The sequence below is a fragment of the Wolbachia endosymbiont (group A) of Anthophora plumipes genome (genome assembly GCF_964028115.1).
In the GTDB taxonomy this organism is placed as follows: Bacteria; Pseudomonadota; Alphaproteobacteria; order Rickettsiales; family Anaplasmataceae; genus Wolbachia.
In genome coordinates this window covers 703,786-729,341 of the sequence record NZ_OZ034756.1, presented here as the reverse complement: position 1 = coordinate 729,341, position 25,556 = coordinate 703,786, and the positions used below count along the sequence as shown (strand labels likewise).

Annotated in this window: 27 protein-coding genes and 9 pseudogenes; 14 read left to right on the top strand and 22 right to left on the bottom strand. The window is 36.2% G+C overall.

What is annotated here, in order from left to right; genetic code table 11:
- Positions 1-201: 201 nt before the first annotated feature.
- Positions 202-1,610 (bottom strand): annotated as a pseudogene (locus tag ABWU75_RS03810) (IS4 family transposase).
- 164 nt (positions 1,611-1,774) lie between these two features.
- On the opposite strand from ABWU75_RS03810, the pseudogene ABWU75_RS03805 reads away from it, so the two are divergent.
- From ABWU75_RS03805 to ABWU75_RS03755, 11 genes and pseudogenes are all read left to right on the top strand, one after another.
- Positions 1,775-2,075, top strand: a pseudogene (locus tag ABWU75_RS03805) (major capsid protein); the annotation flags it as partial.
- A gap of 181 nt (positions 2,076-2,256) precedes the next feature.
- Positions 2,257-2,554, top strand: a pseudogene (locus tag ABWU75_RS03800) (hypothetical protein).
- Between the two features lie 99 nt (positions 2,555-2,653).
- The gene (locus tag ABWU75_RS03795) at positions 2,654-3,799 is read left to right on the top strand and encodes a PQQ-binding-like beta-propeller repeat protein (protein WP_353286645.1); all 1,146 of its coding nucleotides are present in this window, start codon (positions 2,654-2,656) and stop codon (positions 3,797-3,799) included.
- A gap of 155 nt (positions 3,800-3,954) precedes the next feature.
- Positions 3,955-4,338 (top strand): phage tail protein, encoded by a 384-nt coding sequence (locus tag ABWU75_RS03790; RefSeq protein WP_353286644.1) that lies wholly within the window; start codon positions 3,955-3,957, stop codon positions 4,336-4,338.
- A gap of 113 nt (positions 4,339-4,451) precedes the next feature.
- Positions 4,452-4,925 (top strand): hypothetical protein, encoded by a 474-nt coding sequence (locus tag ABWU75_RS03785; RefSeq protein ID WP_353286643.1) that lies wholly within the window; start codon positions 4,452-4,454, stop codon positions 4,923-4,925.
- Positions 4,912-5,376, top strand: coding sequence for a phage baseplate assembly protein V (locus ABWU75_RS03780; RefSeq protein ID WP_264731077.1), 465 nt, complete (start codon positions 4,912-4,914; stop codon positions 5,374-5,376). The genes ABWU75_RS03785 and ABWU75_RS03780 overlap by 14 nt, the downstream gene beginning before the upstream one ends.
- Positions 5,377-5,384: 8 nt before the next feature.
- Positions 5,385-5,639: a PAAR domain-containing protein gene (locus ABWU75_RS03775; RefSeq protein WP_253308963.1), complete on the top strand. Its 255-nt coding sequence runs from the start codon at positions 5,385-5,387 to the stop codon at positions 5,637-5,639.
- On the top strand, positions 5,623-6,726 hold the full coding sequence (locus ABWU75_RS03770; protein ID WP_353286642.1) for a YhcG family protein: 1,104 nt from the start codon (positions 5,623-5,625) through the stop codon (positions 6,724-6,726). Before ABWU75_RS03775 ends, ABWU75_RS03770 begins: the two co-directional genes overlap by 17 nt.
- Positions 6,727-6,745: 19 nt before the next feature.
- Complete coding sequence (locus tag ABWU75_RS03765) at positions 6,746-7,081, top strand: GPW/gp25 family protein (protein ID WP_264731085.1); 336 nt, start codon at positions 6,746-6,748, stop codon at positions 7,079-7,081.
- Positions 7,082-7,083: 2 nt separating this feature from the next.
- A pseudogene (locus ABWU75_RS03760) lies at positions 7,084-7,863 on the top strand (baseplate J/gp47 family protein); the annotation flags it as partial.
- Positions 7,864-7,865: 2 nt separating this feature from the next.
- Entirely contained in the window at positions 7,866-9,029 is a 1,164-nt protein-coding gene (locus ABWU75_RS03755) for a phage tail protein (RefSeq protein ID WP_264731090.1), read from the top strand.
- Here ABWU75_RS03755 and ABWU75_RS03750 read toward each other — a convergent pair.
- The 13 genes and pseudogenes from ABWU75_RS03750 to ABWU75_RS03690 form a co-directional block, all read right to left on the bottom strand.
- Positions 9,026-9,319, bottom strand: coding sequence for a recombinase family protein (locus ABWU75_RS03750; RefSeq protein WP_353286641.1), 294 nt, complete (start codon positions 9,317-9,319; stop codon positions 9,026-9,028). The genes ABWU75_RS03755 and ABWU75_RS03750 overlap by 4 nt on opposite strands.
- The gene (locus ABWU75_RS03745; RefSeq protein WP_353275781.1) at positions 9,228-9,479 is read right to left on the bottom strand and encodes a hypothetical protein; all 252 of its coding nucleotides are present in this window, start codon (positions 9,477-9,479) and stop codon (positions 9,228-9,230) included. Before ABWU75_RS03745 ends, ABWU75_RS03750 begins: the two co-directional genes overlap by 92 nt.
- 220 nt (positions 9,480-9,699) lie before the next feature.
- On the bottom strand, positions 9,700-10,254 hold the full coding sequence (locus ABWU75_RS03740; protein ID WP_353286640.1) for an ankyrin repeat domain-containing protein: 555 nt from the start codon (positions 10,252-10,254) through the stop codon (positions 9,700-9,702).
- Positions 10,255-10,448: 194 nt separating this feature from the next.
- Positions 10,449-11,612, bottom strand: a complete 1,164-nt coding sequence (locus ABWU75_RS03735) for a phage tail protein (protein ID WP_264731090.1) — start codon at positions 11,610-11,612, stop codon at positions 10,449-10,451.
- A gap of 2 nt (positions 11,613-11,614) precedes the next feature.
- A pseudogene (locus tag ABWU75_RS03730) lies at positions 11,615-12,394 on the bottom strand (baseplate J/gp47 family protein); the annotation flags it as partial.
- A gap of 2 nt (positions 12,395-12,396) precedes the next feature.
- Positions 12,397-12,732: a GPW/gp25 family protein gene (locus tag ABWU75_RS03725; protein WP_264731106.1), complete on the bottom strand. Its 336-nt coding sequence runs from the start codon at positions 12,730-12,732 to the stop codon at positions 12,397-12,399.
- Positions 12,733-12,734: 2 nt separating this feature from the next.
- A complete protein-coding gene (locus tag ABWU75_RS03720) occupies positions 12,735-12,989 on the bottom strand; it encodes a PAAR domain-containing protein (protein ID WP_264731107.1) in 255 nt (84 codons plus the stop codon).
- A 1-nt stretch (position 12,990) separates the two neighbouring features.
- Positions 12,991-13,455 carry a phage baseplate assembly protein V gene (locus ABWU75_RS03715; protein WP_353286639.1) on the bottom strand — a complete coding sequence of 155 codons (465 nt, stop codon included), beginning with the start codon at positions 13,453-13,455 and terminating at the stop codon, positions 12,991-12,993.
- On the bottom strand, positions 13,442-13,921 hold the full coding sequence (locus tag ABWU75_RS03710) for a hypothetical protein (protein WP_264731109.1): 480 nt from the start codon (positions 13,919-13,921) through the stop codon (positions 13,442-13,444). Before ABWU75_RS03710 ends, ABWU75_RS03715 begins: the two co-directional genes overlap by 14 nt.
- A complete protein-coding gene (locus tag ABWU75_RS03705; protein ID WP_264731111.1) occupies positions 13,918-14,442 on the bottom strand; it encodes a phage tail protein in 525 nt (174 codons plus the stop codon). Before ABWU75_RS03705 ends, ABWU75_RS03710 begins: the two co-directional genes overlap by 4 nt.
- On the bottom strand, positions 14,443-14,748 hold the full coding sequence (locus tag ABWU75_RS03700) for a hypothetical protein (protein WP_264731113.1): 306 nt from the start codon (positions 14,746-14,748) through the stop codon (positions 14,443-14,445).
- 102 nt (positions 14,749-14,850) lie between these two features.
- On the bottom strand, positions 14,851-15,846 hold the full coding sequence (locus tag ABWU75_RS03695; protein ID WP_353286638.1) for a major capsid protein: 996 nt from the start codon (positions 15,844-15,846) through the stop codon (positions 14,851-14,853).
- A gap of 70 nt (positions 15,847-15,916) precedes the next feature.
- A pseudogene (locus ABWU75_RS03690) lies at positions 15,917-15,994 on the bottom strand (head decoration protein); the annotation flags it as partial.
- Between the two features lie 249 nt (positions 15,995-16,243).
- Between ABWU75_RS03690 and ABWU75_RS03685 the strand changes: the two are divergent.
- Positions 16,244-16,843, top strand: coding sequence for an ankyrin repeat domain-containing protein (locus ABWU75_RS03685; RefSeq protein WP_264731117.1), 600 nt, complete (start codon positions 16,244-16,246; stop codon positions 16,841-16,843).
- A 126-nt stretch (positions 16,844-16,969) separates the two neighbouring features.
- Entirely contained in the window at positions 16,970-17,302 is a 333-nt protein-coding gene (locus tag ABWU75_RS03680; protein WP_264731119.1) for a hypothetical protein, read from the top strand.
- Positions 17,303-17,421: 119 nt separating this feature from the next.
- Here the strand turns inward: ABWU75_RS03680 and ABWU75_RS03675 are convergent.
- The 7 genes and pseudogenes from ABWU75_RS03675 to ABWU75_RS03645 all read right to left on the bottom strand — a co-directional run.
- Positions 17,422-17,731 (bottom strand): annotated as a pseudogene (locus ABWU75_RS03675) (phage portal protein); the annotation flags it as partial.
- Entirely contained in the window at positions 17,731-18,762 is a 1,032-nt protein-coding gene (locus ABWU75_RS03670) for a YhcG family protein (RefSeq protein WP_353286637.1), read from the bottom strand. The gene ABWU75_RS03670 and the pseudogene ABWU75_RS03675, both read right to left, overlap by 1 nt.
- Before the next feature lie 26 nt (positions 18,763-18,788).
- On the bottom strand, positions 18,789-19,013 hold the full coding sequence (locus tag ABWU75_RS03665; protein WP_353286636.1) for a gpW family head-tail joining protein: 225 nt from the start codon (positions 19,011-19,013) through the stop codon (positions 18,789-18,791).
- A pseudogene (locus ABWU75_RS03660) lies at positions 19,000-19,740 on the bottom strand (terminase gpA endonuclease subunit); the annotation flags it as partial. The gene ABWU75_RS03665 and the pseudogene ABWU75_RS03660, both read right to left, overlap by 14 nt.
- Before the next feature lie 5 nt (positions 19,741-19,745).
- Positions 19,746-20,078 (bottom strand): annotated as a pseudogene (locus ABWU75_RS03655) (Holliday junction resolvase); the annotation flags it as partial.
- Position 20,079: 1 nt separating this feature from the next.
- A complete protein-coding gene (locus tag ABWU75_RS03650; RefSeq protein WP_353286635.1) occupies positions 20,080-20,403 on the bottom strand; it encodes a hypothetical protein in 324 nt (107 codons plus the stop codon).
- Positions 20,363-20,617 (bottom strand): hypothetical protein, encoded by a 255-nt coding sequence (locus tag ABWU75_RS03645; protein ID WP_353286634.1) that lies wholly within the window; start codon positions 20,615-20,617, stop codon positions 20,363-20,365. Before ABWU75_RS03645 ends, ABWU75_RS03650 begins: the two co-directional genes overlap by 41 nt.
- A 1,033-nt stretch (positions 20,618-21,650) precedes the next feature.
- On the opposite strand from ABWU75_RS03645, the gene ABWU75_RS03640 reads away from it, so the two are divergent.
- Positions 21,651-22,682 (top strand): virulence RhuM family protein, encoded by a 1,032-nt coding sequence (locus tag ABWU75_RS03640; protein ID WP_353286633.1) that lies wholly within the window; start codon positions 21,651-21,653, stop codon positions 22,680-22,682.
- Between the two features lie 745 nt (positions 22,683-23,427).
- Here the strand turns inward: ABWU75_RS03640 and ABWU75_RS03635 are convergent.
- Positions 23,428-25,530 (bottom strand): AAA family ATPase, encoded by a 2,103-nt coding sequence (locus ABWU75_RS03635; RefSeq protein WP_353286632.1) that lies wholly within the window; start codon positions 25,528-25,530, stop codon positions 23,428-23,430.
- Positions 25,531-25,556: the final 26 nt, after the last annotated feature.

The window sequence follows — 25,556 nt, the reverse complement described above, 5'->3', positions numbered from 1 at the left end:
AGAAACTAACGTTTAAGTGGATAAACCGACGTAGCCAGAAAAAGAGCATGAATTGGGAGCAATTTATTCATTATACACAAGTCAATCCACCACCAAAACCAAAAATATGTTTTTCCTTGTATACACAGGAGGTATGTCGTGAACGCTAATATTGTGGAGCCGTGTGCGGGAAAGCTGCATGCACGGTTCTTGCGCTTACTATTACCCACAAGTATAGAATTCATGAGCAAGTCTCCATCCTTCTGCTAAATCAAAGAGACGTTTCCATCCCTTCCACAAAGCTATAGCTAAGTCATTTTTGCGAGCTAAAAACCCTCCTAACTTGGCCACCCACCTCACAATTTCTCTTATAGGTGCAGGATAGTTTTTTGTCTTAAGCATTTTGGTATATAAAACCTTCCATTCGTCATCAGTCAGTATGACAGTGCAAGAAAGATTCGCTAGCTACCAATGTGATAAAAAATATTCTCCATGCAATTATACTCATAATTGTAAGAAAGCGGATCAATCTATCTGCTGTTTGGAGCCTACATTCTTCAACTTTAAGACCGGATTTCAAAATTTTATGAAAAACCTCTATTCTCCATCTTAAGCAATACCATTGTATTTTTTCTACTGCTTCTTCAAAATTATTAATATTTATATTTGTTAACAAAATCCAGTTCATGGGCTCTTCGCCAAATGGGGGATATTTTTCTATAACATAGACAGCATTTAAATTTAAATTAGAAAGTTTTTGGGTTTTACGTCTAGCGTTGTTTTTTGATGCATTCATCACAAAGTTACTAAACTTTACTTCTAAAACTGTTGTTCTTTGAGGTTTGTTATCGCGAGCAGACTTGAATTTCTCCTTGACAAGACATGCGATTCATCAAATCCTACAATCTTTCACCACCTTTTTCAGAATAAGTCGACTTCTTGTTTACTGTTCTGTTTTGATTTCCTCTTACTACAAAAAGAGATTGATTAGTGGAAGCAACTTCAAATAAATCATAAATATCTGCTTCTCTATCACAAACGGTAACTACCTTAACATCCTTTAATCGAGGATGTTTAGTAGAGTCTTTAAGTGCACCGTATGCTTTCTTTCTCTTCTATGGGAAGAGCAGTATTATGGCTTCTTCTTTTCAACTCCTTTAGGTCTTCAGCTAAGGAAGGTCTAGTACTAATTTTTTGATCCAATAATCCTATCTTCTGTTGTAACTGCAAACGTTGTATGCATCATGGGTTTTAAAATTAGTTGTTTTAGATGTTAATCTTGCTGCTATAATCCCTAATCCTTCGGTCTTTTTATGACTTTTATATGAAATATAACTCGTGTCCTGGATAGCTAAGATAGTTGAGTATTCTTTAGCTCTTTCAACAGTTTTAATTATATGACTGTCTAATATCTTTCTTTCAGAAATGGCATCGTTTTGGAAAAATCTATAAGCTGCTTTACTTTGATGCCAATCTTCACAAGCTTGATTTATTGAACGCTCAGGCGATTCAGCAAAACTATTAACTATTTTTAGAAGCCTTTTACTTAATCTTATATCACCAAAATTAACAATTCCAAATTCACTTTCTGCCCATTCGCCAGTTGAGGTATTTATAGTTCTTTTCATCATATATTCCATTTTTAGACCATAGATCTATTTATAATAGAAAGTTGAATTAGTAAAATAGCAGCTTTTTCTCCATTTTTAGATTTATGGGTAATAGTAAGGTTCTTGCGGGGGAGTTATAGAAGTAAAACTCAATCAAGGGGGATAGGACTATGACTTCTACCGAACGATCAGGATTTACGTTCTGTGGAATAACATTTGAGGAGTACAGAGGACAAGCAACCGATCCTGAAGGAATTGTGAGAAGGTTTATAGAAAAAGATACAGGACATTGTTTTCCACTAGGAACAGCAAGCACATTTACTACTTACTTTGCGCCAGCGGACTTTAATGAAACGGTTTGGTCAGCCATTGTATGCAAAACAAGAGCCAAGAAGATTTGATAGAGGAACTGACCTTCATACCCAATCCAACCCTTTGCCGATGTGCCACCGTCCGGGGATATTAGTAAAAATCGTTGCAGCATAGAGGAGCCAAAAAGGAGATTTCCTCCTACCAATATAGCCACTTTCTTAGCGTGCTTCTTAAGTTACTATATAAAGGTAAAATGGTTTCCATGTTTGAGCAGGTAGATCAGCTATAAAAAAGAAGTGAGGTAAGAAAGTGGTCTACCCTGCTCCAAGTAAAGGCTAGTACATAAAAGCAAAAGATGCAAGAAAATATTAAAAGGTTATTGAAAGATTGTTTTGCACATTTAGGAGAGCAAGCGTTGTATGAATCAAGGGATAAGTCATACAAGGTACAGATATTAAAGCAACAGCCAGATAAATTATACGGAAGGACAATTTGTAGGAGAAATTTTGACTTTAGAAGTAAGTGTGTTTGATGTATTAAAGCCAATGGTAGGAGATATTTTTGTTGTTGGTAATCGTAGATACAAAGTCCACTCACCGCCGCTCAGGGATAATTCAGGAATATTGTGGAAAATAAACGCAGTGAGAATGTAAAATGGTTTTTCGTGTTAAAATCAAAACTAACGATAGTGAAATTGTTCAATATATCGTATCTTTAATGTGTATATAAAGTGATCTTTCTAGAAAAGTTTTATGAAACTAGCCATTTTTTTTATTGCTTTCTTATTGAGCACAAGTTGTGTTATTGCAAAAGATGGGGTAGAGCCTAGCTTAGAAATAAAAAATAAATATAGGTGTCACCCGTGGAATAATCCAAGTAGAGAGTTTTCTCAAGGTTATATACAACCAATTCCTATACACGAAAGTTATGAGCTAATTATTGGTGGTGATGGGGTATTGTACAACACAGGGTGGTACTGGAAGGATGTAGATTTATCTGGTAGTCATAAAACAATTGGTAGAATGAGTGCTACTTGCAGTGAATATTGTAGAGAAATTTACTTAGCAATAGATAATGTGCTATATGCAATAAATAGAGATAATACACAATATGAAATAAATGAAGACGCAGTTATGTGGAAAAAGGAGTTAAAGTCTTTGGTGAAAGGAAACCCTACAATTTTTAATGATAGAATAGCAATTTTGACTGTAGATAACTATTTATACATGCTGAACATAGAGAATGGTAATACAAGCTGGTTCTATCATATGTCTAATGGTAGTAATCAAATAACAAGATCAAATTACATATCTCCTGTGGTTATACACGATAAGCTAATAGTTCCATTTTCAAATGGAGAGTTAGTAGCTTTTGACAAAGATGGGAAAAAGTTGTGGTCTTATAAGTTACCTTCTACAGATATTTTAGACACTCAGCTTGCAGATATCACAACTACTCCAGTAGTAAAGAATAACACATTAATAGCTACAAACAATTCTACCATTGTTGCGATTGATATAGGATCAGGAGATCTTTTGTGGTTAAAGGCCATGGAAGCAAAAAATATCAGTGGTGGTGGGATTATGCCATGGCTGTACCCCGATGATATAAATGGTAACGAATTTTTTGTAGTAAACACAAAGAATGAAGTTATGAAAGTTGCAATACCTGATGGTCAGATAATTTGGAGTACTAACTTAGTGGTGAATGATGAGCTAAATGATAAACTAAAAGACACATATTATGCTAGACCGGTGATAGATGGAAAATTATTTATTGTGAGCAATAAGGGAATCATGTTTCTATTAGATGAGAAGTCAGGCATGATAGAAGAGATAGTCAGCATTCCAGAAGATGTGTATCATACGCCTGTAACTGATCTTGCAGTTGGGGATTAGTACTTTACAACTGAGAAAAAAGGTGTGTATAGCTGCATTGATCCAAATATCAGCAGATGAAATATTGCAGGTAATAAGGAAGGGATGTGCCATAGGTAGCACCACTTAGGGACAATTCAGGAGTATTGTGGAAAATTCAAGCGTCAGGGGTGTAGATGCGTATTAACATCGAAGTCACCGATAGCATCGAAAAAGTTATGCAAAGCACAGATGCTGAAAGAAGAAAAATAGAATTAGCAACAGTGAGAGCATTAAACAAAACAGCACTATGGGTAGGATCGCAAACTGTCAAACAAGTTAGCGAAGAAAAACAAATACCAAAAAAAGCAATGAGAAAAAAGTTAAGTGTGGATAAAGCAAATAGAAAGCGTTTATGGTCAGTAGTGAAGCTGAGTTTGCAGTGGATAGGAGTAGCAAAACTTGGGAGTATAAAACAGACAAAGATAGGAGCAAAGGTAGGAAGCCGTACGTATGAAGGAGCATTCATAGCAACAATGAAAAATGGTCATATAGAAAAGAAGGTACATACCAATAGATGAAATTAAAGTAAACACGCAAGCTCGGGAAATAATGAAAGAGTTAGTTGATAATGAAGTAGAGAGAGTATTTGAGAAGTATTTTGACCATGAACTTAATTTTATTTTAAGAGCGTATGTTTTGGAGAGATCTACATCAGAAGATTTGTACAACGCTAAAAGAAGAAATCCCAGCAATACAGACATGTGAAGTATATCCTGCAATAAGGAAAGAATTATTAGCGCCAGCGGTGTTTGTAGAGCTTGTGAGTTTAGAGCCAGGAAAAGATCCGGGGACTGAGGAATTAGCGTTGAGGGCAAGATTTGAGGCAAGAGTAGTAGTTGATGGAACAGTCGAGGATTCTCAGGTAGTGGTAAGGTTACTGGCAGCGGAAGTTGCAAGAGTAGTGAATAAAAACACTTGGGGCGTAGAAAACATTTCACCAGGAGAATTTTTATCAGCGGAAGTAGACAATTTTAAACCAGAGTTGGATGCATATTTAGTGTGGCTGGTAGAATGGGTTCACGAGCTACATACAGGTCAATCAATGTGGTTAGAAACTGGTATTATACCGCATATTATTAGTGTGGGGGAAAATGTTAGACCATAATTTTGCGATTGCAGAGCTAAATAGAAGGCTAGCGAACATTATTCGTATAGATCTAGTGAAAGAAATCGACTATGAAAAAGCAAGAGTAAGGGTCAAAGTAGGAGAATTTTTGACCGATTGGTTACCGTGGATAACAACAAGAGCGGGAGAAGATAGAAGTTGGTTTTCCCCAGATATTGATGAGCAGGTGATGGTATTATCGCCATATGGAGAGTTGTCATTAGGGGTGGTGTTACCGGCAATTTATCAGCAGAAGTATTTTCCCTCGGAATGCCGAAAAGACGCGCATATTTTAGAGTTTAAGGATGGAACGAAATTATCGTACGACAAGGAGAATCATCATCTTGAGATTGATGTAGTAGATAAAATAACGTTGAAAGTAGAAGGATCAAGCGTAGAGATGACAAAGGATGGAATAAAACTTAAGGCACAAAGAATAAATCTAAATTAGGAAAAGGAATGAATAAATCAGTTATATGCCTAGGAGATCACTGCGGGGAAGCGTTGCCGCATTTTTGTATAAGTGGAAGCAGAGATATATTTGTAAACGGAAGACCAGTTTGTCGGCAAGGAGATAGTTTTACAGAAGGTAAGGTAATGGCACAAGGGTCAAAAACAGTGTTTGCAAATGGTCATGGTATAGGAAGAGTTGGGGATTCAGTATCTTGTGGGTTTAAAGTAATAAGTGGAAGTAGTAATGTTTTTTCAGAATAAAAATAAACCATGTGCTATACTTACCAAAAGTAAAATTATGAACATGGATATAACTACTAGCCTATTAGGAGACGTTAGTAATTTAATAGATAGAGCAAAGAATCATCTTTCTGTTCAATTCAATTCTACTCTAGTATTGTTAAACTGGGAAATTGGCTCCAGAATTGATCAAGATATCCTAAAGCACAAACGTGCAGATTATGGGAAGCAAATCATCTCCCAACTTGCAAAAGAACTTCAGATGAAATATGGACGTGGATTTGATAGAGCTTCATTGTTTCGGATGGTGCAATTTTCCAAATTCTTTCCCGATCAAGAAATTGTCGCGACACTGTCACAACAATTGAGTTGGTCACATTTTGTAGAAATTATTGCAATTTCTGATGAGCTGAAGCGTAATTATTATATAGAAATGTGTCGTATTGAAAGATGGAGTGTTAGAGCACTACGTAGTAGAATCGATACCATGTTGTATGAACGTACAGCACTAGCAAAAAAGCCTGAGGACTTCATAAGACAAAGCATCAAACAGTTACGTGAAGAAAATACGTTAGCCCCCGAATTCATTTTTCACGATCCATACTTCCTTAACTTTATGGAATTGCCATTAAGTCATAGTGAGACTGATCTAGAAAATACGATTTTGGATGAATTGGTAAAATTTTTACAAGAGTTTGGTAATGATTTTTGTTTTGTGACACGTCAAAAAAGGATGAGTACCGAAAGAATTGATAGGTATTTAGACTTGCTATTTTTTCATAGGGGATTAAGGCGCCTTATTGCAATAGAACTAAAAATTGGTCGATTTGAACCAGCTTATAAAGGACAGATGGAATGGTACTTAAATTGGTTAGATAAAAATGAACGAAAACCAGATGAAGAAAAACCCCTAGGGATTATTTTGTGTGCTGATAAGGATCAAGAAGATATAGAATACCTGGAGCTTGAAGGATCTAATATTCATGTTGCACAGTATTTAACACAGTTGCCTCCTAAGGAAATCCTTGAGGAGAAGTTGAGAAAAGCTATCTCTATAGCTCGTGAAAAATACGCAAGTACTAAGAAGAAAATGATTAAACAGATATAACACAAAAGGCAACGTGTTTATGCGAGGAATGGACGTTAATACTGGAAAAGAGTTAGAAGGAATAGAACATTTAAAGCAATCAATTACTGATATTTTAACCACTCCTATTAACAGCAGAATAATGCGCAGGAACTATGGGTCAAGATTACTTGAGTTAGTTGACCGGCCAATCAATCGTGATTTTACGTTAGAAATTTACGCAGCAACAGCAGAAGCACTACAAAAGTGGGAAAAGAGATTTAAGTTAGAAAAAGTAAAAATAACAGAAGTGAAAGAAGGAAAAGTAACGCTTGACCTAGAAGGATTGTACTTACCAATGGGGGAAAAGATTCGCTTTGATGGAGTTGTGGTATAAAGATGGAGCAGCCAAATATTATCGAACCACTGAACTTTGAAGAGATTTTTTCTCGGATGAAAGAAGAATTAGTAAGTCGTGATGAAAGTTTTACGGCATTAGTAGAAAGTGACCCAGCAATAAAGATTTTAGAGGTAGCAGCATGGCGAGAACTTTTGCTCAGAGAAAGAATAAACGAAGCAGCAAGGGGCAACTTACTTAAGTTTGCAAGGGGAGAAGAACTTGATGATTTAGCTGAATTTTACGGAGTTGAAAGGGAAAAAGAAGAAAAAGATGAAAATTTTAGGAAAAGGATTAAAGCAAAAATAGTAGGCTGGAGTACTGGAGGAAATTATCGGTATTATGCATTATCAGCAGATACAAGAGTAAAAGATGCATTAGTAGAATCACCTGTACCAGGAAAAGTACAAGTTTCAATCTTATCAACAGAATTATCCACACTGCCAGAAGAATTACTAGAAATTGTCAGAAATCAGCTAAACAGGGAGGATGTGAGGATTTTAACAGATACAATTGAAGTGGTAAGTTGCAATATTATAGAAATAGATATCCACAGTAAAATTAGCATTAAAAGACCAGATATTATTGAAACGGTGAAGAAGAAATTTATAGAAAAATTTGAAACAACGAAAAGATTAGGATGGAATGTAACAAGGTCGTGGATTATAGCGAATTTGTTCGTAGAAGGAGTGGAAAACGTAGAATTAATCGAGCCAAGAGAGGATGTTGTGGTACTGGGGAATGAGTGTGCTGCCTTAAGAAGTTTAAATGTTGAGTTAAATTCATGCTATTACCGCCAAACGCAACAAAACAAGAAAAAGCGCTGGTTGATGCAATCGATTACAAAGTTGATCCAAGCAGCATAAGAGGGTTTAAATTCAGCCTAGAAGAAAAGATATTACCATGGATAGTAGAGGAATATGGTCTAGAAGAGATTCTGCGTTGGGTAACAGACAAAAGAAAGGCGATAAAAGAAGGGATAAAATTTCAAAGACTGCGTGGCACACCTGCCTCATTGAAAATAGCACTGAAGTGGGCAAATATAAATGAAGATATTACAATTATTGAAGAGCCACCTGGAGAACACTTTTTTGAATTACAGATAGGGATAAAAGATGTTCCGAAAGACTTCTTCGTAGATGCAGTAGTAGAACTAGCAAAGCTATCACTACCTGCAAGATCGAGGCTAATGAGGCTTTTCAATGACCACTATAATATTGGAAGATTTATTTTAGATGAAAGCTTTTTTGGCAGCTTATTATCAGACTACTCTGGTACAAAGATCGAAAAAGATGGACCAGTGTTATCATTTGGGAGAGTAAATTTTTTCAGGTCTAGTGGTCCAGTTATTAGGATTATAGAAAACTATCTACGCGATCATTATGAGCAGGCATTAAGTAATGATCTGTATAGGCTAGATGTAGCAATACTTGGAGAAACCGAGCCTCACACAAAGAATTATAACGGTATTTATGAAAGAAGTCATCAGTGGAATAATTTAAAAACGTTATATCCGCTACCACAGAGCTTATTACCTGAGATTAAGTTTGCTAAAGCGCAGATAGTATTATCGGACAGTTGGAGTTTAGGAGAAATAAACGCATGTTTTCCAGTAAGTAGTATAGAAGAGAGGGGAAAAAGGTTTTTACTAGGAAGTGATAAGCTATCTGAACAAGTGTGGAATTTAAAATACAAGCCAATTTTAGAAAGGTTTAGCGTTACCTATCATTACAAAGTAGAAAACTCTACCGATCAAAAAGTTATAAGATTTGGTTTAGCAAAGCACTATGTTCATTTTGAAAGCGAATTAAATTCAGAGCAAAAGGATGCAATACAGGAGTTAGAAAATTACATTTTAGTGTTTTACCCAGGTGTACTAACATGGCATGAACATCGACATTTGAACAGGTCCTGGGAAGAAAAACAACCTATATGCTTAATGAATTAAATACATATATTTATATCTTCATATACTACATTAACATTCGGTAAAAATGTGTGTTTTTTGAAAAAAAGAAGTTGCTTTTCCATTTTTCCTACTTTATCGCGTAACCTATCTAAACCGGGACGCTCTAAATCTGATCCACTATACCCATTGTCTATGAATCTATACTCATTTAGTAGCTTGTGCTCATCTTCACTAATTCTACGCTCCAACTCCGCTATTTGACTCTCTATTGTTCCCTTCTGTGCTTGCTTTTCTGATGATACTCTCGCATATAAACTCACTACTTTCATTTGTTTCTTTCTCTCTATTTTCTTTTTTTCTCTTTATTAATCTCTCTATCAGTTGCCCGTATACATCCGATAAGCGTTTATCTGCTAACTCATCAGGCTCATATCGACAGGTCACAGTTAACGTTCTCTTTCTCATAATTTCTCCTGTAAATGTTTTCATAGTTCAGGAGCCTGACCACTCCCTTTTTCCATAAATCCATTACTCTTGCGAAAAAGACGCAACTGTTAACCTTCGTTTTATTTTACTTTTATGCACAATTTTGGAAACACATAGCGCTATCTTTCATCAATTAAGCACTCTTCCAAATAATTGTCCCTTTTCCCTCAGCTCTGCCAAAGGTTTTCTCTCTAATGACAACACCACCATTTCCCTCCTTTTCTCACTTTTCTTCCATAACCTTCTGCTTCGCCACTAACTCTCTTATTATCTCCTTAGTCTTTGCCATATATGCCAGATCTATTGGTGTATATCCTTTATGATCTCTCGCATTTACATTACCTCCCGCTTCTAATATTGCTCTCACGTTCCCTATTTCCCTCATAAATACTGCTTCATGTCTTCCTATTTCATTTCCTATATTTACTTTTGACCCTCCTTTTATTAGCTCCCTTACTGTCTTTTCACAACTCATTAAGCTCGCACTATGTAATGCCGTATATCCTCCATCATCTATAGCATTTACATTTGCTCCTCCTTCTATCAGTGCTTTTACATTCTCTACCTTTCCATAGAATGCCGCTAGGTGCAATGGTGTCTCGCCTCTATTGTTTCTATCGTTTGTACCTGCACCTTTTTCTATTAATAACTTTATTACTTCTGGATTTGACACTTGTGCTGCTCGGTGCAATATTGTGCAACCTGCTGCGTCTTTTTCATTTATTCCACGAAATGAATTCTCCTTTAATTTTTCCAGTCTTTTATTTAAATTGAACATTTTAGTTACCCCACTATAAAAACATACATAAAGTCGCCAATTTGGCTCACTTCAGTGCAAGATCAATTTCTTATGTTTACCTACACCTACCTAATTTATAGCTGTTTTGGCATGGAAAAGCAACTTCTTTTTTTCAAAAAACACACATTTTTACCGAATGTTAATGTAGTATATGAAGATATAAATATATGTATTTAATTCATTAAGCATATAGGTTGTTTTTCTTCCCAGGACCTGTTCAAATGTCGATGTTCATGCCATGTTAGTACACCTGGGTAAAACACTAAAATGTAATTTTCTAACTCCTGTATTGCATCCTTTTGCTCTGAATTTAATTCGCTTTCAAAATGAACATAGTGCTTTGCTAAACCAAATCTTATAACTTTTTGATCGGTAGAGTTTTCTACTTTGTAATGATAGGTAACGCTAAACCTTTCTAAAATTGGCTTGTATTTTAAATTCCACACTTGTTCAGATAGCTTATCACTTCCTAGTAAAAACCTTTTTCCCCTCTCTTCTATACTACTTACTGGAAAACATGCGTTTATTTCTCCTAAACTCCAACTGTCCGATAATACTATCTGCGCTTTAGCAAACTTAATCTCAGGTAATAAGCTCTGTGGTAGCGGATATAACGTTTTTAAATTATTCCACTGATGACTTCTTTCATAAATACCGTTATAATTCTTTGTGTGAGGCTCGGTTTCTCCAAGTATTGCTACATCTAGCCTATACAGATCATTACTTAATGCCTGCTCATAATGATCGCGTAGATAGTTTTCTATAATCCTAATAACTGGACCACTAGACCTGAAAAAATTTACTCTCCCAAATGATAACACTGGTCCATCTTTTTCGATCTTTGTACCAGAGTAGTCTGATAATAAGCTGCCAAAAAAGCTTTCATCTAAAATAAATCTTCCAATATTATAGTGGTCATTGAAAAGCCTCATTAGCCTCGATCTTGCAGGTAGTGATAGCTTTGCTAGTTCTACTACTGCATCTACGAAGAAGTCTTTCGGAACATCTTTTATCCCTATCTGTAATTCAAAAAAGTGTTCTCCAGGTGGCTCTTCAATAATTGTAATATCTTCATTTATATTTGCCCACTTCAGTGCTATTTTCAATGAGGCAGGTGTGCCACGCAGTCTTTGAAATTTTATCCCTTCTTTTATCGCCTTTCTTTTGTCTGTTACCCAACGCAGAATCTCTTCTAGACCATATTCCTCTACTATCCATGGTAATATCTTTTCTTCTAGGCTGAATTTAAACCCTCTTATGCTGCTTGGATCAACTTTGTAATCGATTGCATCAACCAGCGCTTTTTCTTGTTTTGTTGCGTTTGGCGGTAATAGCATGAATTTAACTCAACATTTAAACTTCTTAAGGCAGCACACTCATTCCCCAGTACCACAACATCCTCTCTTGGCTCGATTAATTCTACGTTTTCCACTCCTTCTACGAACAAATTCGCTATAATCCACGACCTTGTTACATTCCATCCTAATCTTTTCGTTGTTTCAAATTTTTCTATAAATTTCTTCTTCACCGTTTCAATAATATCTGGTCTTTTAATGCTAATTTTACTGTGGATATCTATTTCTATAATATTGCAACTTACCACTTCAATTGTATCTGTTAAAATCCTCACATCCTCCCTGTTTAGCTGATTTCTGACAATTTCTAGTAATTCTTCTGGCAGTGTGGATAATTCTGTTGATAAGATTGAAACTTGTACTTTTCCTGGTACAGGTGATTCTACTAATGCATCTTTTACTCTTGTATCTGCTGATAATGCATAATACCGATAATTTCCTCCAGTACTCCAGCCTACTATTTTTGCTTTAATCCTTTTCCTAAAATTTTCATCTTTTTCTTCTTTTTCCCTTTCAACTCCGTAAAATTCAGCTAAATCATCAAGTTCTTCTCCCCTTGCAAACTTAAGTAAGTTGCCCCTTGCTGCTTCGTTTATTCTTTCTCTGAGCAAAAGTTCTCGCCATGCTGCTACCTCTAAAATCTTTATTGCTGGGTCACTTTCTACTAATGCCGTAAAACTTTCATCACGACTTACTAATTCTTCTTTCATCCGAGAAAAAATCTCTTCAAAGTTCAGTGGTTCGATAATATTTGGCTGCTCCATCTTTATACCACAACTCCATCAAAGCGAATCTTTTCCCCCATTGGTAAGTACAATCCTTCTAGGTCAAGCGTTACTTTTCCTTCTTTCACTTCTGTTATTTTTACTTTTTCTAACTTAAATCTCTTTTCCCACTTTTGTAGTGCTTCTGCTGTTGCTGCGTAAATTTCTAGCGTAAAATCCCTATTGATTGGCTTATCTACTAATTCAAATAATCTTGAACCGTAATCTCTTCTCATGATTCTACTACCAATTGGTGTGGTCAAAATATCAACTATTGACTGTTTCAGGTGCTCTAGTCCTTCCAACTCTTTTCCCGTTTTATTGCTCATCCCACGCATTTTTAGCTCGCAAATACATTTTTGCTAATACTCATTACATGAAAACCACACGATGCCAAGTCTCCTGTTCTTGTTACGCCAATACCATTAACAAATACGCTGTTTGACCCTTGCGTTAGTTTCTCACCTAGAGTTAAGATATCTCCTTTTCGACAAACAGATCTACCGTTTACAAAAACGTCGTTACTACCACTCATACAAACATGAACCGGTATCCCCATGCAATGATCTCCTATACAAACTATAGCTCTTCTCATGTCAATTGAGATCAACTCTCCTTCCCTTAAGTTTTATTCCTTCTTTTGTCATCTCTATACTCGATTTTCCAACTTTTAGCGTTATTTTATCTACTACTTCAATCTCAAGATGATGATTCTCCTTATCGTACGATAATTTCGTTCCATCCTTAAACTCTAAAATATGCGCGTCTTTTCGGCATTCCGAGGGAAAATACTTCTGCTGATAAATTGCCGGTAACACCACCCCTAATGACAACTCTCCATATGGCGATAATACCATCACCTGCTCATCAATATCTGGGGAAAACCAACTTCTATCTTCTCCTGCTCTTGCCGTTACCCACGGAAGCCAATCGGTTAAAAATTCTCCTACCTTTACCCGCACTCTTGCCTTTTCATAGTCTATCTCTTTAACTAGACCTATACGAATAATGTTCGCTAGCCTTCTATTTAGCTCTGCAATCGCAAAATTATGGTCTAACATTTTCCCCCACACTAATAATATGCGGTATAATACCAGTTTCTAACCACATTGATTGACCTGTATGTAGCTCGTGAACCCATTCGACCAACCACACTAGATATGCATCTAATTCTGGTCTAAAATCATCTCCTCCTGCTGATATAAATTCACCTGCTGAAACATTTTCCACGTCCCAAGTATTTTTATTCACTACTCTCGCAACTTCCGCTGCCAGTGACCTTACCACTACCTGAGAATCCTCAACTGTTCCATCAACTACTACTCTTGCCTCAAATCTTGCCCTCAACGCTAATTCCTCTGTTCCCGGATCTTTTCCTGGTTCCAAACTCACAAGCTCTACAAACACCTCTGGCGCTAATAATTCTTTCCTTATTGCAGGATATACTTCACATGTCTGTATTGCTGGGATTTCTTCTTTTAGCGTTTTACAAATTGCCTCATGTAAACCTTTCCAAAATTCTTTCATTGCTTCTTTAAAAGAACATTCAACTCATGCTCAAAATATTCCTCAAACACTTTTCCTGTTTTATAACTAGCCATTTCTTTTACTATCTTTTGTACATTTTCTCCGATCGGTACAGTAACTTCATGAATCGGCAAGGCTGTCCTTCCTCTTCGTCTAAAAATACCTCTATGTCCGGTTGGCATCTTAGCAATAAATGCTCCTTCAAACATATGTTTTCCTGCTTTTGCTCCTTTTGCCATTTGTTTCATATTGCCAAGCTTTGAAGATTTTACTCCGTATAACCCTATCTTTACTAGAGCCCTCTGATAATTTCTTGTTGCTCTGGTTATCCATAATCTTTTTCTGATTAATTGCCGTTTTATTTGCACATCTTTACTTAGTTCTTTCGTAGCTTGCTCTTTTGTCCACAATGCCGTTTTGTTTAATGCTCTTACTGTTGCTCGTGTTATCTTAGCTTGGCTAGCTTCAATACTTTGAATTATTTTCTCAATGCTGCCGCTTATTCCAATTTCAACACGCATTTACACCCCTGACGCTTGAATTTTCCAGATTATTCCTGAATTATCCCTAAGCGGCGGTGAGTGTACTCTGTATCTACAACTACCTATGGAAAAAGTATCTCCCACCATTGGCTTTAATACATCAAACACACTTACTTCTAAAGTCAAAATTTCTCCTACAAATTGTCCTTCACCAATTCCATATAATTTATCTGGCTGTTGCTTTAATATCTGCACCATGTACGACTTATCCCTTGACTCATACAACGCTTGCTCTCCTAAATGTGCAAAACAATCTTTCAATAATCTTTTTATTTTTTCTTGCATACTTTACCTTTATGCACTAATCTCTACATGCACGCTAAGAAGGGGCATACTGGTAGAGCACTTTCATGCCTCACCACTTTTGTAGTTGCTCTACCAGTATTGTTATGCTGCAACGACTTTGATTAATATTCCTGGGCGATGGCACATTGGTAAAGGATTTGACTGAGTATGTAAATCGGTCCCTCTATCAAATCTTCTTGGCTCTTGTTTTGCATATAACGGTTGTCCTAGTGTATTTACCGTCTCATTAAAGTCTGCTGGCGCAAAGTAAGTAGTAAATGTGCTTGCTGTACCAAGTGGAAAACAATGTCCGGTATTTTCTTCAATAAATCTTCTTACGTTTCCTTCAGGATCAGTTGCTTGCCCTCTATATTCCTCAAATGTTATTCCACAGAACGTAAATCCTGATCTCATATCGTTCCGGAGTGCTGCTCCTTCTTGCCATCTCTCATATGCTTCTTTTACTTTGGCATGCGAAGTTAATGCATCAAAAAACTCAGGGCTATGAATCCCGGTCATATATTCACCACTTAAGTTGTCCTCAACATGCCTCAATACTTCCAGACACTTACGCTTGACATCGGTGGTTGCTGTTCCCAGCGCAAAATTTACTACTTTTGGCGTAATTTCAAATTCGTTGTAAAGGTTTAATAACTCACTGCCATCTGCGTCCAAAATTATTCCTTTGAGCGCCCCCATTCGCAAATGTTCTAACGTTATTGCGTGTTTGTTTCTCATCAACTCCAGATGATCTGTTACTACACTCGCCAGTGCCGTAAGTTCGCTTTCTGACCCAAATGCCCTTATTCCTTGTACTTCTTCAGGCAATACTACGTCATCATGGGGAATATGTGGTATCGTAAACGTCCTTATTTTCCTTTTTCCTCTTTTCCCTACTGTTGCTGGTGCTCCTGGGACTTGTGTTGGTAATAAAGTTAAAACTCCGTGGTGTTCTTCTATCGTAATATGTCGAAATCTTACCGATCTACTTGGAAATAAATTTAAATTTTCGACGCAACCATAATTTATCGGCAATATGTTTATTGCTTTGGTTAATTCCGTCATACTAAATGCTGGATTTGTAAATGGATTTTGCATGTTTTTTCCCCTTAATGCTGTGTGTTTTAAGATGTTTGGTAGCTCTGCTCTTCAGTTAGGCAGTTGGCGTTTAAACTCCCTTGCGGATGATGATTCCTCGTGCTTCAAGTTGCTTTATTGCTGCAGCTTTTTGCTCTTCAGTTATATTTGTTAACTGTAGCCTTTTATCCTCTCTTAGTTCTTTTGATAATATTTGCTGTTCTGTTTTTTACTCTGCAGCTTGCATAAAACACCTTATCTTGACAATTAATGCCATTTATATTGAACAATTACATAATGTGCAAACATTTTTTTACATAATTTAATTTGTAGAAAGTTTTGCCTCAAATGCCTTTTAATTGACTCTCTTCTACAGGGTAGTCATAATGTATTATTTAATTAAAGAGAGAGGGTGATTATGGAGCCGCTACATGAAATACTGGAAGTATTAAATAATGATCAAGATTTAAACTCGAATAATATAGTTAAAAAGATAAAGAAAAAACTAGAAGAGAAAAGCAAACTAGATAGTGGATTTGAAGGAGCATTAGCAAAGGAAGAATATAATGTATGGAAAGAAAGTAAGTTTTCATTAGACTGCCAATTTACTACTAATATTGCTAGTTGGCAAGGTACATTACTGCATGTGGCTGCTAAACATGGCCATACGAACATAATAAAAATTCTGATAGAAAGTGGTGCAGATGTTGATGGCAAGCATAGCCATACTCCTTTACATGCAGCTGCTAAAAGTAATCAGCTAGAAGCAGCAAGGATTCTAATAAAAAACGGCGCAAATGTTCATACAAAAGATATCTGGGAATGTACTCCTTTACATTATGCTGCAGTTAGTGGTAGTGAATCTATAATACGGCTTCTCATACAAAATGGTGCAGATCCTTGGGTGAAGGATAAAAATAGTGAAACTCCAGTATATAGCTATGTATACGGGCGTGCATGGCTCCTTTCACCTCTTACTATTACCCACAAATATAAATGTTTGTTGCATAGCTCTTAATGGCATAACTTTTGCTTGAAATAACTGTTTATATGGTGCAATTTACAGCTTTTAGTTGCTAAAATTATAACTCTTAGTTTAATAATTTTAATCTAATAAGCTTTCAGGTTAATAAAATTAAATTATTTGAGTAAATACAATACTATGTTTTTATTTGTGGGTAATAGTAAGCTTTCACCTGGGTCTGGTGATGGGTGTTTAGCACAATTTGAAAAAGCACGCAATGGAGGCCTCTTTGTTCGTTATTCAACACTGTTACTAGGGGCTGTGGCGGCAATAACACTTTTTGCAACCGGTAGCATTACACCAGATGCACCACGTATAATAGGCGCAGCGGCTATAGTTACAGTAGCAGCACTTGCAGCTGGTCGTATCACATATGAGATATTTAAACCCAGTACTAAAATGGCAAGAGTAGAACATGAGCGTTTTGTAGCAGCACAGCAATCACCACAGTAGTCTATTTCTAAATAAAAAAACTGTTACATTATATCTCATATTATGGTAAGCCTAGCATTAGGTGGTTCATATGAGGTAAAAATGAAAAACATTATCATCGCAGGCTCTGGTCCTGTTGGTTCATCTGTCCATCTCAGCCATAATTCTTGCACTTTTTTCCGAAACTCTGCATCTTTAGCTTTTGATTGCGGTTTTATTCCTGTTCCAACGCAATTACTCACTATCGTATCGATTATGTTTGCTGCATAGGAGTTCTTTCTTACCATATCACGAGACCGACTGCGTAAGTGTTCAAGGCTTTGGGAAAGTAAGCTATTTATACTTCCTGACTCTGGTTGAAAGTGCAATAATCTCCTTCCTGAACCTCCATGCTGAACCTTTAGACTTTGGTGGTTTGCGGAATAATTGCTTGAATGATTTTAGTAGCATTACTTTTCCTTATCTGAAACTTTCGATAATTCAGCTTCTAACTCTTCTATTGTTGGCAAAGCTGTTTTGATGTTTTCTGGTAGATTTTCAGTTATTCGATATTCCGCTAATCCTATTGGTTTATTTATGTCTTTGAGTGTATATTTAGCAAGTACATCGTCTTTAGATTTACATAAGATTAACCCTATAGAAGGTTGATCTGTCGAGTGCTTCAGTAAATCGTCAGCTGCGGAAAGATAAAAATTCATTTTACCTGCATACTCTGGTTTAAAATCTTTATCTTTTAGTTCAATTACTATGAAGCAACGTAACTTTAAATGATAGAATAATAAATCAATATAAAAGTCTTTATTACCAACATCTAAATGAAATTGTCTACCAACAAATGCAAATCCCTCACCGAGTTCTAACAGAAATTTTTCCATATGCCCTACAAGTCCCTTTTCTACTTCTCTTTCGTGAGCATCCTTACCTATACTTAAAAAATCAAAAATATATGGATCTTTTAATGTGTAATGTGCTAGATCGGATTGTGGAGATGGTAATTTTTCTTCAAAGTTAGTAATAGCTTTCCCTTGACGTTTATGTAGACCAAGCTCTATCTGCATCACCATAATGTTACGTGACCAGCCATGTTCAATAGCTTCTTTTATGTAGAATAGCCTCGCTTCTTTGTCCTGAACTAAGTCCATTAGAAATACATTATGTCCCCACGGCAATTGGGCAACAAGTTGTTGCACAAATTCAATATCTTGATACTCCACTGCAAATTGACGCATATATTTCAAGTTTCTCGTGCTAAAACCTTTCATTTCCGGGAATTCAGCCTTTAAGTCTCTACTTAACTGCTCAATTACTTTAGATCCCCAACTCTGACTCTTTTGTTTTTCTAGAATCCGCGTTCCAATATAATGATAAAGCAGTAGCAGTTCTTTATTTACTGTTCTTGCTGCCTTATAACGACTAATAGCAATATGTTCTTTCAGCTGCTCTAAAAATTCTGTATATTCTTTTCCTATAATTTTTGTCATAGTGTTCCTTTCAACGATTTTTATCATTATATGATCCCTTTATTCGTTGCAATAACAATCTTTCTCTTCGGCTTCACACCTGCAACTTTTAACTCTGCTTTGATTCGTTGCCTGAGCTCCAATAAATCCTTTATTTGAACTTCCCCGTACCGAACTACATGGTCACCATATGCAATTGAGACAACCCTTTCCCCTCTTTGCAGCTTCTTTATCGCTTCTTCAACTTGGGCTAAATATTCACTGCTGTACATTCTTCTCACCCAGCCATCTACTCTTTCTTACCTTTTTAGGCTTTTTAGTTTTTTCACCTACTAAACTCTCCCACTTACTCTCTGGCCATCTGTCTACTCCCAGTGCTATCGATGCTGCTCTTGCATAAACTCTGCAATCTAGTACTTCATTTCGGTCTCTCATCTTTTGCCACTCTTGTTTGGTATATCCTTTTACTACTTTGGTAATTAGTTGCTCTGCGGTTAGCTGTTTAAAATACTCAGGTGGATACTCTGGAAAATGACAATACCCCGGCGCCCCTTCTGTTAAAACATTAAGTAGCTGAAAAAGCTCTGACTTTAATATCGATACCCCAACTGGCCACAGCTTCATTCCTTTCTTTAGCTTTTGTCCGCTAACTGTTACATCTACTCTACTTGGGCTGCTAAGTGGCACTAGCGCTTTGTTTGCCCCTTTCACTGCCATTACTCTCCCAGAGCCCTGGTGACCTCTTACCCAGTTGTATACCTCTTGTGTTGCATAACCAGCATCTACCGCCATCATACTTATCATGTATTCAAGACCATTTTCACCGATAAAATGATGATTTAATAACTCCGAAAGTTTTCCCCATACTTCTTCTCCTCCCGGATCTCCTTCAAATACCTGGTAGTCTATTGACCAACTTTCTCGGTTTTTTCCCCATGCTACAATTTCTGCCTCTAAACGATCTTTTTGTACATCAACCCCTGCCGTTAACACTACTTTGCCACACTTGCATTGCCTTTACCGGTGATAAAACGTTTTATCGTCTTGACAGGTACACCTTGATAAGGTATATGATGCTTTTCACACCAAGCAGCTAAAACAGCAAAGAAACCACCATAACAATGCGCAGCATCAGTTCCAAGGTGTCTCCTTACCTCCTCAAAGTACACTGTAGAAATGTCTTTCAAGGAATTAAGCCAATTACTAAAACTTAAAAAGCACATGCCACCTCCGCTGAAACGGCTACCATGAAAACTCTCACTTCCGCTTTGCATTACTCCATCTGTAAGAATAGCCCAACCTGTTTGTTTGCCGAGGTCGAGTGTTAAAATAGACATCCTAAATTACAAAGACCCCATCTTGATAACGCAAAAAATGACTAAATTCTCCGAACTGTAGAACACGTTCATCACTTGCTTCTTCTGATCTAGATAAGTAAAATGCCCTATTATGCCACATATCTATATTTGTATCGTGTTTACACAGCAAAACAGCGCAATTTACTGTCCTTGCTTGGCACAACAAAGCTGCATTACGGTGAGTACAGATATTTTCATCTCCTCCAAATAAATCTGAAGCTGCATCCAATATCACAAGTTTTGGTTGAAAAGATTTTATGTCTTCAAGCAAATCGTGAAAATAAGGGACCTGTATAGCTGTCATTGAAAACTATAAGTGAATTATTTTCACCTACTCGAGATAATAAACGAATATTGTTGACAAGATCAGGAGAATCTGCATTCAGTTGGTATAATTCATTTATTGCACATTGCTTGCGTATAAGATCTTTTTTTTCATCCTCACAAAATAAAGCATATGTCTTAACTTGTTTAACATCTATACTGAGCCAAGGTTTTCCGGTAGCAGCTGCTGTCATTAATTGCTGAGCGAGAAGGGACTTACCAACTTCATAATCACCACTGAGATATCCCTACAGAGAGCCAATTTTGTACTGTGAATTCTTTTTCAGGAGGTGAACCAACCTACTTTTACTCTTGAACAATCTATTACATTTATCATAAAATTACCAAAACATTGACTACGAGCAGCACTAAATATCGTTTGGTTCCTTCAAAATACACTAGCAATTTATAGTTTTTTGCTGACCAACAACGGAAATCCAAGAATCATCCTACAAGGTAATCTGTTTCATTGCCCCTATACTAATGTATTACCGTGTTTCTCATGGTTTTTTATGATGAATTTGAAAAAAAAGTTAAAATAATTTTAAATTGCAAAGTTGATTGTCGGCTACGTAGCTGTGTTTTTACAATTTTTTCAAATTTTTCTTTACAAAGCATAAAAACCGTGATAAACTTGCGAGCAAGTTTGTTTTGTAACAGTAAAATTACTAAAGATGCCTTTTATTTGCGTTTTAAAGGGGTCTACACGCATTAATTTAAAAAAGAAGGTTTCTTCCTACCTAAATTACAAATAGTGTTATAAGGACCTCCTAAAGCGTTTTAAAGGGTAGGGACATTTTGTCACCCTCCTTATGGTAGAAGTAACATGAGTTGGCTATTGCAAAAACATCAAGTGAGTTTTATAAATAAGACCTTCATACAAATTTTTTCTTTACAATGAATAAAAATGACGCTAAACTTACCTGTAAGTTTATTTGCACCAATGGAATCATTAGAAACGCTTTTTATTTGTCTTTTAAAGGGTGTTACAAGCGTTAAAGCTATCCCAGAGTTACAAAATCGTTTTAAAACGCAATTATGGACCTTTTGGTTTTCACCTCCTTTATCGGATAACTTTATATTTTTATTATAGGTTGTAGTAAGAGGGAAACGAACAGAGATATTGTATACAACTTTTTCTATGTATCAATTGACTGGCTCTGCGTCTAAAAATTTGTCACTTAAAGCAGAAGGTGTTATATATGCAGTACATGGCTAAGGAAGTATATGAACAACAAATCACTAGATTATAATGAAATTTTGTTCTATGAAACAGATGACGGAAAGGTATGTATTGAAGTTAGATTTGAAAATGAAAATCTATGGCTTACTCAGAAACATATGGCAGAGTTATTTGACTGTTCAATTGATAATATTTCATTGCACCTAAAGAACATTTATCTATGTAAAGAACTAGACAAAAATTCAACTACCGAGGAATCCTCGATAGTTCAAAAAGAGGGAGAAAGAGAGGTAAAACGTGATGTAGTTTTCTACAATTTAGAGGCTGTGATATCAGTTGGTTATCGTGTCAATTCAGAGCGTGGTGCTGCTTTTCGTACATGGGCAACTGATAAACTAAAGAAGTATATTTTCAAAGGTTTTGTGATTGATAGTAATAGATTTAAAAATGGCTCTAAATTTGACACTCGATTTTTTGATGAGTTACTTGAAGAAATTAGAGAAATTCGTGCAAGTGAGCGTGTAGCTTATCAGAAAATCACAGACATTTATGCAACTTCAGTAGACTATGCAAGTTGCTCAGTTGAAACGAAAAATTTCTTTGCTGTAGTACAGAACAAATTGCATTTTGCTATTACTGGAAATACAGCGGCAGAAATTATTGCAAATAGAGTGGATGGAAGTAAACCTAATATGGGCTTAACAAATTGGCGTAAGGCACCTAAGGGAAAAATCTTTCCTTCCGACACGCAAGTAGCAAAAAACTATTTAGATAAAAATGAAATTGCTCAGCTAAACAGGATAGTAAATATGTATATAGATTATGCAGAGTTTCAAGCTGCCAGAGGTAAAATAATGTATATGAAGGATTGGAAAGAGAAACTTGATGCATTTTTAAAATTTAATGAGCAAGATATATTGCAGAGTTATGGCAAAGTCTCTCATGAAGTAGCAATTACCTTAGCTACAAAAGAATATGAGATATTTAGAAAAACACAGGACAAGTCATACAAGTCAGACTTTGATAAATTGATAGAAGAAAAGAAAAGTCTTGATCAAAAAAGTGTAAAAGCTTAGGGCTAAATCTCATAAAAGTAAAGAAATCAGGAAGAGGTAAAAATATAGAATCGCTTTATATTGTTTCTTCTGAGCGTTTATCTTTTGCCAGATAGCTTGAAAGAGGTGTATATGAGCTGAAAAATATCAAGTGAGTTTTCTAAATAAGACCTTCATACAAATTTTTTCTTTACAATGAATAAAAATGACGTCAAACTTACATGTAAGTTTATTTGTACCAATAGAATCATTAGGAATACCTTTTATTTGCCTTTTAAAGGGTGTTACAAGCGTTAGTTAGGTCAGGGTGGTATAACTCTTATCCTCAGATCATAGAATCGTTTTAAAACGCAATTACGGGCATTTTTCTTTTCCTTTCATTCTTTTCCCCTTTTTAGCTTTAATGACACTAGCAGTATGTGTTTTATATACTTATATTTTCTATCCTAATATTTATTTATATTACTTTATATATCTACGTATGCATTATTTACATATATTATATAATATATAGGTTTTCGGAAATTGGAAAGCAGCTAGTCTGGCAGGTTTGAGTGTTACCAAATTGACTAAATTTTTTTAAAATGGAAACGTAACATTGTTTATATTTAGTAGCTGGAAGTTGCCGAATTTCAATAGGTTAGCTGCAATACACTCTCATTTCCAAAACTTGGTAAATTCTCCGGAAACGTTGGAAATTGGGTAGGTCCGGAAATCATTTTTGCTGTACTTTCTAGAGACAAAAAAGCTCACAATTTTCAAAAGTTTAGGAGTTAGCTATTTCAAACTTTCCTGCACCTAAATTAAAATCACCTTTACCCTTAGCAAATGGTCCTGTTGGTATATCAAGCCATTTATCTTCTTTTGCACCTGTAGACATTCCTTTAACTAACTGCTTTGCTTGTAAAAGTTCCTGAACTATACGCTCTAGTCGATCTCTTCCCATGCTGTGAAAAACTTCAGGTAGTCTATGCCGTTGCTTATATACTCCTGTGCTTCCTGTGTGAGTAAATGGATGTCCTGAAGCAGCAGATCGTGTAATTGCATCAGTAAGACATATTTTAAGGTCTTTTTCACTAGCATTTTTAACTGTTAGTTGTATTGTTATATCTTCTAGTAGCCCTGTTTCCTGATTTCTTAGGTAAGTTCTTACAGTGCGATCAGCTAAACCATTGGCCTTCACAACTGCCCCATGAAACAAAGCATTCTGTCTTGGTGTTTCTCCTACTGCTTTAAAGATTTCTAGCCTAGCTGTATTTTCTATTGGCCAAAAAGCGTATGAGCATCTAACACCATTAACAAGAGCAGAGGTACCTCTAATTGCATCGCGTGCTTGTTCAGCAGTTAATATCGGTTTTTCTCCTTTTGGCTTTCTCATGTGATGAGCAGTAATTATCGAAGCTCCAGTACTACATGCTAAATCAGATAATAAGCACATTAGATAATCCCCTACAGCAGGATCAGCATTTATATCTGCATGGATAAATGAAGCAAGTGGATCAAATACTATCAATTTCAGATCTTTAATTTCCTCGAGCTGTTTCATTACGGATTCGAATTCAGGAGAAACTTCGACGATTTTACCACGAACATTTCTGAGTATTGTAAGTGATCCTCTAACGTTTGGCAGTGGTACAATAAATAATTTATCTTTATGTTTCAACCTTTCACACTTAGGGTCGAGTCGTTCTAAGCGGCGGTGTATCTCACTTGCATCATCTTCTGCTGAAAAAATCACTACTGATCCATGTTCAGTAACAAGTGAACCAAAGCCACACATTTGATCTCTATTACTTGCAACTTTAAGTGCTAAATCAAGAAGTAGCATTCCTTTGCCTGTATCTCCCATTGCTGCTATTATTGAAGTAACACCTAAAGGAAATATCCCTTCAACAAGAAACTTTTGCTCTGGTACCGGACCTACAAAGCGCTCTGCACTCCAATCTAAAATGTTAAGTGGCTGTTTTGTGGATCTTTCTAAACTTTTCATATTTGAAGTATCAGTAGCTGGAGTATCAATAGTAAGTAACAGAGTTGAAGCTAAAAACTCTTTGACATCTATACCTTCCTCTACACAATCAGCAGCATCCCATTTCTCAGGTTTACCTTGCGGAATCTCAAGAACAGCAAGTGATGCAACTCCGATCTCTAAAAGCTTTTTTTCAACATTTTTAGCATATTTTTTACCTGCTTCATCATTATCTGGCCAAATGATAATATGCTTACCTTTAAGTGGTGACCAGTCTGTTTTATCAATTGGTGCGTTTGCTCCAGACATTGTTGTTGTAGCTGCAATCCCTTGTTCTATCAGCGCTTCAGCACATTTTTCTCCTTCAACCAGAATAACTTTATCAGACTTCAAAATGCCTGGAATATTGTATAGAGGCCTTATTTCTGGTGAAGCATAATTCAACGTTTTAACATCAAATGGACGATATTCTTTTCCTTCAGGTGGATCATATCGGTAAACTATAACAATAACTTGGTTGTTTTCATCGTAATAATTCCAGCTACAAGTCATGTACTGTTCTAGATCTTTGATACTCTTTTTTTCTCTAGTGTGTTGTTTGCCAAGCCATTCACTTATAGAAGCCATTACTTCAGGAAACTCTGTCCTGGCGTTTTTTCTATGCACAGCCGCCCAAAGATCGATAATGTCACCACTGTCCCCGGTTGCGAAATCATTCCATAATCCGGCTTTACTGCCACTTAGCTCTACTCTTAAACTTTTTCCTTTATTACCCCAGATATCACCTACTTGAAACTCATTTCTGCAAAAAGTTCCATTAGGTAGTAAGTACGGAAGACACGATCTTATCTGCAACAATAGTTCTGCTTTTAATTCTTCACTGCTTAAACCGAAATTCATAGTTCAAAACCTTTAAATGCTCCCTA

Coding starts and splice junctions, on each gene's coding strand:
- ABWU75_RS03795 (WP_353286645.1), top strand. CDS start 2,654: ATGAAACTAGCCATTTTTTTTATTGCTTTCTTATTGAGCACAAGTTGT.
- ABWU75_RS03790 (WP_353286644.1), top strand. CDS start 3,955: ATGCGTATTAACATCGAAGTCACCGATAGCATCGAAAAAGTTATGCAA.
- ABWU75_RS03785 (WP_353286643.1), top strand. CDS start 4,452: ATGTTTTGGAGAGATCTACATCAGAAGATTTGTACAACGCTAAAAGAA.
- ABWU75_RS03780 (WP_264731077.1), top strand. CDS start 4,912: ATGTTAGACCATAATTTTGCGATTGCAGAGCTAAATAGAAGGCTAGCG.
- ABWU75_RS03775 (WP_253308963.1), top strand. CDS start 5,385: ATGAATAAATCAGTTATATGCCTAGGAGATCACTGCGGGGAAGCGTTG.
- ABWU75_RS03770 (WP_353286642.1), top strand. CDS start 5,623: ATGTTTTTTCAGAATAAAAATAAACCATGTGCTATACTTACCAAAAGT.
- ABWU75_RS03765 (WP_264731085.1), top strand. CDS start 6,746: ATGCGAGGAATGGACGTTAATACTGGAAAAGAGTTAGAAGGAATAGAA.
- ABWU75_RS03755 (WP_264731090.1), top strand. CDS start 7,866: ATGCTATTACCGCCAAACGCAACAAAACAAGAAAAAGCGCTGGTTGAT.
- ABWU75_RS03750 (WP_353286641.1), bottom strand. CDS start 9,319: ATGAAAGTAGTGAGTTTATATGCGAGAGTATCATCAGAAAAGCAAGCA.
- ABWU75_RS03745 (WP_353275781.1), bottom strand. CDS start 9,479: ATGAAAACATTTACAGGAGAAATTATGAGAAAGAGAACGTTAACTGTG.
- ABWU75_RS03740 (WP_353286640.1), bottom strand. CDS start 10,254: ATGTTCAATTTAAATAAAAGACTGGAAAAATTAAAGGAGAATTCATTT.
- ABWU75_RS03735 (WP_264731090.1), bottom strand. CDS start 11,612: ATGCTATTACCGCCAAACGCAACAAAACAAGAAAAAGCGCTGGTTGAT.
- ABWU75_RS03725 (WP_264731106.1), bottom strand. CDS start 12,732: ATGCGTGGGATGAGCAATAAAACGGGAAAAGAGTTGGAAGGACTAGAG.
- ABWU75_RS03720 (WP_264731107.1), bottom strand. CDS start 12,989: ATGAGAAGAGCTATAGTTTGTATAGGAGATCATTGCATGGGGATACCG.
- ABWU75_RS03715 (WP_353286639.1), bottom strand. CDS start 13,455: ATGTTAGACCATAATTTTGCGATTGCAGAGCTAAATAGAAGGCTAGCG.
- ABWU75_RS03710 (WP_264731109.1), bottom strand. CDS start 13,921: ATGAAAGAATTTTGGAAAGGTTTACATGAGGCAATTTGTAAAACGCTA.
- ABWU75_RS03705 (WP_264731111.1), bottom strand. CDS start 14,442: ATGCGTGTTGAAATTGGAATAAGCGGCAGCATTGAGAAAATAATTCAA.
- ABWU75_RS03700 (WP_264731113.1), bottom strand. CDS start 14,748: ATGCAAGAAAAAATAAAAAGATTATTGAAAGATTGTTTTGCACATTTA.
- ABWU75_RS03695 (WP_353286638.1), bottom strand. CDS start 15,846: ATGCAAAATCCATTTACAAATCCAGCATTTAGTATGACGGAATTAACC.
- ABWU75_RS03685 (WP_264731117.1), top strand. CDS start 16,244: ATGGAGCCGCTACATGAAATACTGGAAGTATTAAATAATGATCAAGAT.
- ABWU75_RS03670 (WP_353286637.1), bottom strand. CDS start 18,762: ATGACAAAAATTATAGGAAAAGAATATACAGAATTTTTAGAGCAGCTG.
- ABWU75_RS03665 (WP_353286636.1), bottom strand. CDS start 19,013: ATGTACAGCAGTGAATATTTAGCCCAAGTTGAAGAAGCGATAAAGAAG.
- ABWU75_RS03650 (WP_353286635.1), bottom strand. CDS start 20,403: ATGACAGCTATACAGGTCCCTTATTTTCACGATTTGCTTGAAGACATA.
- ABWU75_RS03645 (WP_353286634.1), bottom strand. CDS start 20,617: ATGACAGCAGCTGCTACCGGAAAACCTTGGCTCAGTATAGATGTTAAA.
- ABWU75_RS03640 (WP_353286633.1), top strand. CDS start 21,651: ATGAACAACAAATCACTAGATTATAATGAAATTTTGTTCTATGAAACA.
- ABWU75_RS03635 (WP_353286632.1), bottom strand. CDS start 25,530: ATGAATTTCGGTTTAAGCAGTGAAGAATTAAAAGCAGAACTATTGTTG.